The organism is Mesorhizobium intechi (assembly GCF_002879535.1).
GTDB lineage: Bacteria > Pseudomonadota > Alphaproteobacteria > Rhizobiales > Rhizobiaceae > Mesorhizobium > Mesorhizobium intechi.
This window is the reverse complement of sequence record NZ_PNOT02000044.1, coordinates 1-7,929: the sequence shown is the minus strand read 5'-3', so window position 1 is coordinate 7,929 and position 7,929 is coordinate 1. Positions and strand designations below refer to the sequence as shown.

Below are 7,929 nucleotides of genomic sequence, written 5' to 3'. Positions count from 1 at the left end.
GGGCTAGCGCCGCTTGAGGGAAATTCAGGGATTTTTTTTCGCCCGATTATTTTCTGGGACCTTGTGGGGGGCTGAAAATCTCCAACGGATTAACAAATACAATAGGTTAGCTTGATCGATGGCCGAAAAACCGACCAATTTATTTCCCACAGCTGCCCGATCTGTGACCGAGCTCATCGCGCCGCCGGGCGCCTGGTTTGGTCCAGTCATGGCGATGGCCGACTCGTCGAGAGATCGTAAGCGTCGCCACGACGCGCTGCGGCGCGAGGGTGGCGCGATGCTCCTCATCAAGGTCCGGAACCTCGCGGCCCTTGCCGACTGGCTTATTGAAAACAGCCGCCTCCAAGCTTGGGACGACGGCAACCGTGCCGCCATCACGCGGGCAATCGAGGAATTGCTCGATGCGACCGTAACGCGTTCCCGAGCCGACCAAATCGAATGTGATAGCTGTTCCGAAACCGAGGAGATCCGATCAGATGATGTTTACGAAGCCGACCGCCGACGCTGACCAGAACCCGCTTGCCGTTCGGATCGAGGCGGCACGCGATTCCCTTCGGCTCCAGATGTCAGCATCGGCCCAGGCCGCTGCGGCCACTTACCGGGGCGCGCGCACTGATCGGGCCAAGGCGATGGAACTCCTGACTCAAAGCCTGCGGGCCGATTTTGCCGCCGGTGCCACCAAGTCCCGTGCGAAGTCTAACGAGCTCCAGAAAGAGGTCGACCGCCTCACCGTGACTGTGAACACGGCCCGGCAGGCGCTTGCTGATGCGCGGGCGGCATTCCAGCCGAAATTCCTAGAGCGCGCCGCACTGCCAGCAGCTTCATTGGCGGGCGAAATGTCGGATGCGATCGCGCTCGTCGAACTCGCGGCGGCCGGACTTGCCGACATCCACCGCTTCGCTATCCAGAACGGCCTTGTCGCTCCACTGAACGCTTATCGCGCGGAAGCCGTGCTTTCCACGGTCCGGGCGCTGCGACTGCAGCTCGCCGGAGGACGCTAAAAACCATGAGATACTCGGTCGGCAGTTCGTTGCGGGCGTTTGTGCGATGCGTCCAAGAGCAGACCGCCATCCTCCTGCGCCGGCCGGGCGCGTGCGTTGCTCAGGTCAAGGATGGTAAAACTCGCGAGCGCCAGCGCGTCCTATCGCGCGCCAAGGGCTCAACCTTCCCTCAGGGCGCCGGCCAAACGGTCGGCGCCCTGCCAGGGGGTCGAGCGGCATGAACGACCGCTCGGATCGTACCGCGGAAACTGTGGCTGCGATCCTTGCGGCGGCGATCATTGGCCTGCCAAACAAAGACCCGATCTCAGACCTGATCGGTCCACCCGGGGCGATAGATTTCGGCTCTGGTGCGGAGGATCTCGGCGCATTTGATGTGCCAGGTGCTTCCGAATCTCAGCAGATCGCAAGCCGCCGCATGCGCCTTGGCAGGGCCATATTCCGAATCTTGATCTGGCGGGAGCCGTTCGATGCGAAATGACGAAGTCATTCAGTTCCCAGCACTCGCCGCCGGCAGAATGCCGACACCCACGGCTGCGCCATCGAAGGCGCCCGGGACAGTTCTTAATCTCGTAAAACCGCGCGAAAACCGCGCCGCCGCCAATCGCCTGATGGCGAAGCTGGCGCGCGCCACAGGACCAGTCGCCGAGGTGGCAACCATCAGGATCGCCGGAGAGATCGGCCAGACGACAGTCCGGGAGGTTCAGCGGCAACTTGATGCCGCGCCGTTCGCTGAGGAACTCCATCTGAACATTAACTCGCACGGGGGCAGTGTGACCTCGGCGTTCGAGCTTTACGCCTCGATTCGCGAGCATCCAGCAGCTCGGAAGTCCGCGCGGGTGACACAAACCTGCGCATCGGCAGCTATTGTCGCGTTGCTCGCTGCAGACCACCGCTCCGCAGCGCCTGAGGCGCACCTTCTGGTGCACTGGAGTGCCGTCGATACTCTTTCCGCCAGACCATCGGACCGCTGGACGGCAAGCCGTCACCTTGATGCCGCCGACGCCACCTTGGCGGCCGATCGCGCAATGCTCGAGCTGATCGTCGAGCGCACCGGCGGCCGGCGAGATCTGTTCGCCCGGGAAATGTCGCACGAGAAAGACATGCCGCTACCAGCCGCGGTATTCGCTGGCTTGCTTCACGAGGTCGACGGCCTCTTCGCACCGTGTGATCCAACATGGCCGGAACGATGCCGGCGCCAGGTCGGGATGAGTGCGCGGATGATTGGCGCGCCAAACTTCCGATTTTCGCCCTCCTACATGGCTGCTTGCCTGGCCGCGCCGAGGTTCTCACGATGAAACGTCCGGTCACCGCAAAGACGCCTGCAAATCCTTTCGCCCAAGTCTGGAACGGCATGAAGACGCTGGCGGCGCGAGTTGTTGCGCTGGAGCAGCGCACGCCGACAATGACCAGGGTTGGCCCGGCCTATGCGGTCCAGCCTGGTGAGATCGCTTATGCGCGAGAGATCCAGCTCGGCGACCAAACGTTTCGGGTGCTTGTCGTCGACGACGATGCAGTCGCGACTGGGAAGCAGCGGAAGGGTCGATCGACAAAATGATCTCCGACCGCCGGCTGCTCGCCATCCATCATGAGGTGCCCAAATGGCCTTCATAGCCCCACTCGCCGGTGCCGCGGTCGGCGGCGGCCTGCTCGGCTCGATCGTCACCACGGCTGTCGGCGTCGGCATCAATCTGGCGATCGCCTATTTCTTCCCGCAGAAGATCAAGGGGCCGCGCGCCGAAAGCCTGAAGGCGCAGACCTCCCAATATGGCGATCAGCTCGCGCGCACCTATGGCTCGATCCGCACCGCCGGCGCAGTGATCTGGCTCAAGGGCAATCACGTCGACGAGCATGTGAAGACGGAGCGGCAGGGTAAAGCGCTTGGCCCGGAAGTCACGACGTACAGCTATACGGCGACCTTTGCCGTTGCCTTCGCGTGGAACGGGCCGTGTTCCGGGGTAACGCGCGTCTGGGCTGACGACAAGCTGATATTCGATGTCTCCGCCGAGGCGCTGCAGGACGCCGTCGATCACGGCACCGGCGCGATCGGCGTCGCCAAGGGGGCCTCAATCCGGGTCTATCTCGGCACCGACACTCAGGCACCGGATCCCGATATCGAGGCCGATCGCGGCGCCGGCCAGGTGCCGGCGTGGCCGGGTATCATCTATATCGTCGTCAAGAACTTGCCCCTCGACGAATTCGGTATCCGGGTTCCAAACATCGAGGCTGAGATCCTCAATTCGTCGAGCACCGCGACGATCAGCGTTGATACCGGCTTTTCGGCGACAAGCAGCGCCTACGGCAACGACACCAACGGTAATTACCTCGCGTCGAACCACGCTGGCAGTTTCTCGATCAACCGGCTGCCGGCCGCGACATCGATCTTCACCGGCAACGTTTCGTATACAGGGTCGGTCCACATCACTGATCGAAATGACGTCGCCGTGATCGGTGGCGCCGGCGATAGTGTAGGGTTCTATGACTGCGCGACAGGGGCTTTCAGGCAGGAAGTCACCGGGCTTGGCGGTCTGAACGAAAACAATGTGATCATGGATGACGTCAGCTTCGGCGGCGTCACCTATCTGCTTGTTGGCGTCTTCGCTTCGAGCCTCTCGCTTTTGACGAACATCGGTACCGGCTGGAGCCTTGTCTGGACGGCGAGCACGACACATTCGCCGCTCTCCTACCTGGCCACGCTTTCCGCAGGACCAGACTATGCTTACGCGCTGCGCGGCAGCATCTCGGGCACCAGCAAGATAGTCAACCGGCTCGGCTGGGACGTCACCGGCCTTTTGTCCGACACCGACGTCACCCTCAGCGCGCTCTCCGGTAACGCGGTCGCCTGCCACTACGATGAGGAGAGCGACAGTGTGATCGTGCTTGACGCAAATGGTCACCTCTACGTCTACACGCCTGACCTTTCCACGCTGCTGCGCTCGAACACTTCGACCGGCGTCGGAACGGTCGTGGATCTCGCCGAGCCCTTGATGTCGAAGCGCATGAAATCCGGATCAGATCTCATCGCCATCAAGTCGTTCACCGGCAATGACATCCGTGAATTCAGGGTTTCCGATCTCGCCCTCGTAAATACGTTCGATGCTGGCACATCGTCGTGGCCTCTGAAGACCAGCAGCGATCTCGGCCAGTACGGCCTCAACGAGACCTGGCAGGCCTTGCTTATCCTGCCTGGTGGCGGACCTGCTCCTGTCATTTGGTATTTGCCACGGCCGCTGAGGTTACCTGTGCCTGTGGCCGATGTTCTGGAATCGGAATGCTCGCTGACGGGTCTAGCCTGCGATGGTTCGCAGGCCACCGATCAAATTTTCAAGGAGACAGCATGATGTCGGGCGTCTTGTCAGCACTCTCATCGGCGATTTCGCCGGACGCCGTCATCGTTCTCACCGACGGCGCCGTCTACGATCGCGACGGAACGCTGTTGAAGGTCGCGCGAAAGGTCGCGGTATCGGAGCGCCTCCCGCTGGCGGTTGCCTACCGCGGCAATCTGGACTTCGGGGAAGACGTCTCCCAAAGGATCATCGCCGCCGCGGAGAGATCCGGTTTCGACCAGATGTTGGCCGAAATCGCAGCGGCCTTGCCTTGGCTGCCGAGTTCACCAATGCTGGAGATCCTGATCGCGGGCGTCTCCGAGGCCGCCGGGCCGATGCATAGGATGTTCCAGAACAGGCCGGCGAAATATGGCTGTGCCCCTTCGACGCTGATGGATCCCGGACCAATGCACTGGGGATTCGGCACCGATGGCAGGACCATCAACCTCGAGGCGATCGGTGTTCCACCACCGAGCGGAGATCACACCATCCAAGCCTGGCTTTCTCGGTATGGCGTCAGAGTGTTTGAATATTTCCGCAACCTACCGGTGCCGATCGATCCCTTTGACCCGACGACTGATCGACAGCACCTAATCGGCGGAATCCTCGACATGACCGTCGTGCAACGCGGCAGCGTAGCGACGACGATGCTTCACCGTTGGCCCGACAAGGTCGGCGAGAAGATTAATCCATCTCGCCAGCTTTCCCACGTCGCGTGAGACACAGAAATCCAAGGAGGGTATTCGCGTGACATTCCCGTGCCCGGTTTTTTCGCCGAAAGCTTCCGCAGCGCCTCCGGCGAGCGCGATCACCTACATCGGTAAGTTCGTCGGCAGTCAGTCTGGTGGGACCATCACAATCCCCAGCGTTCCGATTGCGACGGGAGCGTCTGACGTCGTTGTGGTCGGTTTCGTCAGGGAGGCTGCCTTCAGCACAACGATCAGTGGCTTGGCGGTAGGCTCGACTGGCGGGACGCTATGGGGGCCGGGCGACGTTGTGCTCGGGTTCATTACGGGCGGTTGGCTTGAATACTTTTTCTGCCAACCAGGTGCCTTGAGCACTGCCAACATCGTCGCCACAGTAGCCTCTGGGACCGTGTCGACTGGATATTTCTTCGTCTGGGTGCTGACTGGCACCACGGCGACGCCGCTCGATGCGGTATCCTCAGCGCAGGCGACCAGCACAACGGTCGCGCTCAACGACATCGAAACCAAGGTCGGCGGCGCGGTCATGGCGATCGGCATTTGCGAGCCGACGATCACCGGCTGGACGGAGACTTGGTCAGGAAGTGAAACCGTGGTCGAGGACGACGACCTTACCAGCAACACCGGAAATCACCGCATCGTCGCCTGCCACTTTGCGACCACCGCAGCATCGACGACGCAGGACCTCACGCTTACCCTTGCGGCGTCTCAGGCGCACATCGGCGGTGCGATCAGTTTCGGGCCTTAAGGATCACACCACGCCAGGATGCAGGATCTGCCCGATGTCGATCGTCGGCAGCTTTGGCTCAGCACGATCGGAGCTTTTCCATGCGAAGCCAGCGCCGGCCACAATGGTCAGAACGGCAAAAGTGACGATTGCAAATGCAAGCCGCCGCCTTTTCCGGGGTACCTTCACTGCACCGATTAGATCGTCGAAAACCGATTCCATGAGACGACGGTAACAGAAGCCGGACAAAGAAGGCGTTAACGCCATTGGATGGCGACCTCGACACTTTTCCTTCGCCGTGAACTGTGCTCGGCGAACAGCGCTACGTCGGCTTGTCAATAAGCGGTGTCTTCCTCGTCGGTGGCTTGTAGGCGGCAACCAGTCTGACGACGTCAGGAGAGACCGTCACGATCGGGCCGCCCAGGGTAACGGTAACGGCGTCCTTCTCGATCCGCGTCACGCTGCCGATCAGCTCGATTGTCTGGCCTTTGGCCACCTTCGTCGTGCTGTCTCGAATGGAATGCGGAAAGCCATAGGTTGGGATCGACAAGCTGATCCTGTCGTCGGTGACGCGTCTAAGAACAGTGGCGTCTATTGCCACCTCATCGCCAACATTTAGACCCCTAGCCATTCCGAGGAGTCTGGTGCGGGCGGCACCGGCGTCAAGTAGCGGAACCTAATATGCGCTGTGAGCTTATGGGTCGATGAGCACGCGCGGAATCAACTTCCTAGACCGATGGCTGGCCAACAATGTGCCCGAGACGACGAAGGCTGATGTCATTTCGGTCGATGAGCTCACGCACAAACTCATCGCAGACGCCAAAGCCCTCGGCATCAAGCGCGGCGAAATCGATGAAGAGGTCGACAGCCTCTATCGCACGATCCTCGATGCCATTGTGCATTACGACGCCGGCCTGTCCGAATAGCCTTGCCCCCGAGATCGATGCGAGGAATATAGTCCTCCCGTTGCGGCGACCCCCATCAAAACGGAGATCGCCAATGGCTAGGTCCAAACCATCAAAGCAGTTCTCGCACGAAGAGATTGAATGCTTCCTGTCGGCCGCGCGGAGGCGCTGCACAGGAGTATCGTCAAGCCGTTCATCTCGCCTCATTGCGAGCACTTCCGATCAACGCGGATCCTGCACGAGGCACTGCTGAAAGCCGTGCGGGAGGTGACCGGCAAGGAAGTCGAGTTCATCCAGTGGAATACCACTGGTCCGGTTCGGCCTCCTACGGCGGTGTAGGACAGCGGCGGCGAAGAACGCGCGCTGGTGAGGCCGCTAGGGAGTTTCTCTTTTAGCAATAGGCATCGCTGCGAGGACATCATCTCGCTTTATGCCTCCAAGGAAATCACACACTGCCGCCATCGTTTCCCGCACGTCAAAGACGGTGTCGCCGACTCGATACTGGAAAGAGCCGTTTTTGAAGCCAACGATGGAATTTTCGCCCCCGATCGGGCCGCCGCCTCCCTGGTATTCTTGCTTTGCAAACGGCATGCGGAGCGGGGCTATCCTACGTTTCATCTCAGTGATCTTGGATCCAACAAGAGGCACAAAACATCTGTTGTGCTGGTCCATCGTGCGCAACACTTCGTAAGCGCCTAGCGTGAAGAACCAAAAAAAGTCAGTGGCTCGCTGCCATTCGTTAAACACTTCGTTGGTCCCGGTATCGGCCATCAGAGCCTCGATCTCATCCCGCATACGCTGCAGCTTATCAGCTTGTGCCTGGGTATAGAGCGAGAATGCCAGTAGCGGCTTGGCTTTAAACATTTCGGTCAGAACATCAGCCGGCATGGGACTTCCTTAACGCAAGGCGTGTGATCGGCGGCGGTTAACATCAGACGGTCGCTCAATGCACAAGCTGATCGGATGGCGCCGGGATCGACGTCGGTCCGCATATCGTTCCGGACATCAGCGTCGGCCTCCGCTGGTCGAAGCATTGGGTCGCAGAAAACCTGGACATCATCCACGGGCCGCGCAAGAAGTATCTGCACGACTATCCGGTCTATTTCCCGCAGGCGCCGTCGAACCCGCAGCAACCTTATTGCTACCCCGACGACGCGCTCGGTGAGTTTCGCAAGTGGTTTCGCGAGACGTATCTGGCAGATCATTTGCCAGATTACCTGAGCAATCAAGCGCGCATTGGCAAGATCAAGCCTGTGGTTGCCACCAAGG

At 60.5% G+C, this 7,929-nt stretch carries 13 protein-coding genes and 1 pseudogene; 11 read left to right on the top strand and 3 right to left on the bottom strand.

Translation table 11 applies throughout. The annotated features are described in order from the left end of the window. Positions 1 to 118 precede the first annotated feature (118 nt). The 8 genes from C1D09_RS03910 (at position 119) to C1D09_RS03875 (ending at position 5,776) form a co-directional block, all read left to right on the top strand. Positions 119 to 508 (top strand): hypothetical protein, encoded by a 390-nt coding sequence (locus C1D09_RS03910; protein WP_143973082.1) that lies wholly within the window; start codon positions 119 to 121, stop codon positions 506 to 508. Further along, positions 477 to 1,001, top strand: a complete 525-nt coding sequence (locus C1D09_RS03905; RefSeq protein WP_143973081.1) for a hypothetical protein — start codon at positions 477 to 479, stop codon at positions 999 to 1,001. The genes C1D09_RS03910 and C1D09_RS03905 overlap by 32 nt, the downstream gene beginning before the upstream one ends. A 217-nt stretch (positions 1,002 to 1,218) precedes the next feature. Then, on the top strand, positions 1,219 to 1,479 hold the full coding sequence (locus tag C1D09_RS03900) for a hypothetical protein (RefSeq protein ID WP_143973080.1): 261 nt from the start codon (positions 1,219 to 1,221) through the stop codon (positions 1,477 to 1,479). Further along, complete coding sequence (locus tag C1D09_RS03895; RefSeq protein ID WP_143973079.1) at positions 1,469 to 2,296, top strand: ATP-dependent Clp protease proteolytic subunit; 828 nt, start codon at positions 1,469 to 1,471, stop codon at positions 2,294 to 2,296. The genes C1D09_RS03900 and C1D09_RS03895 overlap by 11 nt, the downstream gene beginning before the upstream one ends. A gap of 56 nt (positions 2,297 to 2,352) precedes the next feature. Further along, positions 2,353 to 2,556, top strand: a complete 204-nt coding sequence (locus tag C1D09_RS03890; RefSeq protein WP_143973078.1) for a hypothetical protein — start codon at positions 2,353 to 2,355, stop codon at positions 2,554 to 2,556. Between the two features lie 43 nt (positions 2,557 to 2,599). Beyond that, on the top strand, positions 2,600 to 4,339 hold the full coding sequence (locus C1D09_RS03885; RefSeq protein ID WP_143973077.1) for a hypothetical protein: 1,740 nt from the start codon (positions 2,600 to 2,602) through the stop codon (positions 4,337 to 4,339). Continuing rightward, positions 4,270 to 5,043, top strand: coding sequence for a hypothetical protein (locus C1D09_RS03880; RefSeq protein WP_167514478.1), 774 nt, complete (start codon positions 4,270 to 4,272; stop codon positions 5,041 to 5,043). The genes C1D09_RS03885 and C1D09_RS03880 overlap by 70 nt, the downstream gene beginning before the upstream one ends. Before the next feature lie 28 nt (positions 5,044 to 5,071). Next, positions 5,072 to 5,776, top strand: a complete 705-nt coding sequence (locus C1D09_RS03875) for a hypothetical protein (RefSeq protein WP_143973075.1) — start codon at positions 5,072 to 5,074, stop codon at positions 5,774 to 5,776. Between the two features lie 3 nt (positions 5,777 to 5,779). Here C1D09_RS03875 and C1D09_RS03870 read toward each other — a convergent pair whose 3' ends face one another. Then, positions 5,780 to 6,022, bottom strand: a complete 243-nt coding sequence (locus C1D09_RS03870; protein ID WP_167514477.1) for a hypothetical protein — start codon at positions 6,020 to 6,022, stop codon at positions 5,780 to 5,782. 55 nt (positions 6,023 to 6,077) lie between these two features. After that, positions 6,078 to 6,356 (bottom strand): hypothetical protein, encoded by a 279-nt coding sequence (locus tag C1D09_RS03865; RefSeq protein WP_342780204.1) that lies wholly within the window; start codon positions 6,354 to 6,356, stop codon positions 6,078 to 6,080. Between the two features lie 103 nt (positions 6,357 to 6,459). Here C1D09_RS03865 and C1D09_RS03860 point away from each other — a divergent pair, with 103 nt between their 5' ends. Then, positions 6,460 to 6,681 (top strand): DUF768 domain-containing protein, encoded by a 222-nt coding sequence (locus tag C1D09_RS03860; RefSeq protein WP_143973072.1) that lies wholly within the window; start codon positions 6,460 to 6,462, stop codon positions 6,679 to 6,681. Between the two features lie 73 nt (positions 6,682 to 6,754). Beyond that, positions 6,755 to 6,999: pseudogene (locus C1D09_RS03855) on the top strand (hypothetical protein). A 36-nt stretch (positions 7,000 to 7,035) separates the two neighbouring features. Here C1D09_RS03855 and C1D09_RS03850 read toward each other — a convergent pair. Further along, positions 7,036 to 7,548 (bottom strand): hypothetical protein, encoded by a 513-nt coding sequence (locus C1D09_RS03850; RefSeq protein WP_143973071.1) that lies wholly within the window; start codon positions 7,546 to 7,548, stop codon positions 7,036 to 7,038. An 86-nt stretch (positions 7,549 to 7,634) separates the two neighbouring features. On the opposite strand from C1D09_RS03850, the gene C1D09_RS34430 reads away from it, so the two are divergent. Beyond that, positions 7,635 to 7,929 (top strand): BstA C-terminal domain-containing protein (locus tag C1D09_RS34430; RefSeq protein WP_484177369.1); only part of this gene is annotated, 295 nt, incomplete at its 3' end.

What these genes read in the sequence shown, in the direction of transcription:
- C1D09_RS03905 (WP_143973081.1), top strand. Translation starts at nt 477, where the DNA reads ATGATGTTTACGAAGCCGACCGCCGACGCTGACCAGAACCCGCTTGCC.
- C1D09_RS03880 (WP_167514478.1), top strand. Translation starts at nt 4,270, where the DNA reads ATGCTCGCTGACGGGTCTAGCCTGCGATGGTTCGCAGGCCACCGATCA.
- C1D09_RS03850 (WP_143973071.1), bottom strand. Translation starts at nt 7,548, where the DNA reads ATGCCGGCTGATGTTCTGACCGAAATGTTTAAAGCCAAGCCGCTACTG.
- C1D09_RS03860 (WP_143973072.1), top strand. Translation starts at nt 6,460, where the DNA reads ATGAGCACGCGCGGAATCAACTTCCTAGACCGATGGCTGGCCAACAAT.
- C1D09_RS03910 (WP_143973082.1), top strand. Translation starts at nt 119, where the DNA reads ATGGCCGAAAAACCGACCAATTTATTTCCCACAGCTGCCCGATCTGTG.
- C1D09_RS03885 (WP_143973077.1), top strand. Translation starts at nt 2,600, where the DNA reads ATGGCCTTCATAGCCCCACTCGCCGGTGCCGCGGTCGGCGGCGGCCTG.
- C1D09_RS03895 (WP_143973079.1), top strand. Translation starts at nt 1,469, where the DNA reads ATGCGAAATGACGAAGTCATTCAGTTCCCAGCACTCGCCGCCGGCAGA.
- C1D09_RS03890 (WP_143973078.1), top strand. Translation starts at nt 2,353, where the DNA reads ATGAAGACGCTGGCGGCGCGAGTTGTTGCGCTGGAGCAGCGCACGCCG.
- C1D09_RS03900 (WP_143973080.1), top strand. Translation starts at nt 1,219, where the DNA reads ATGAACGACCGCTCGGATCGTACCGCGGAAACTGTGGCTGCGATCCTT.
- C1D09_RS03870 (WP_167514477.1), bottom strand. Translation starts at nt 6,022, where the DNA reads ATGGCGTTAACGCCTTCTTTGTCCGGCTTCTGTTACCGTCGTCTCATG.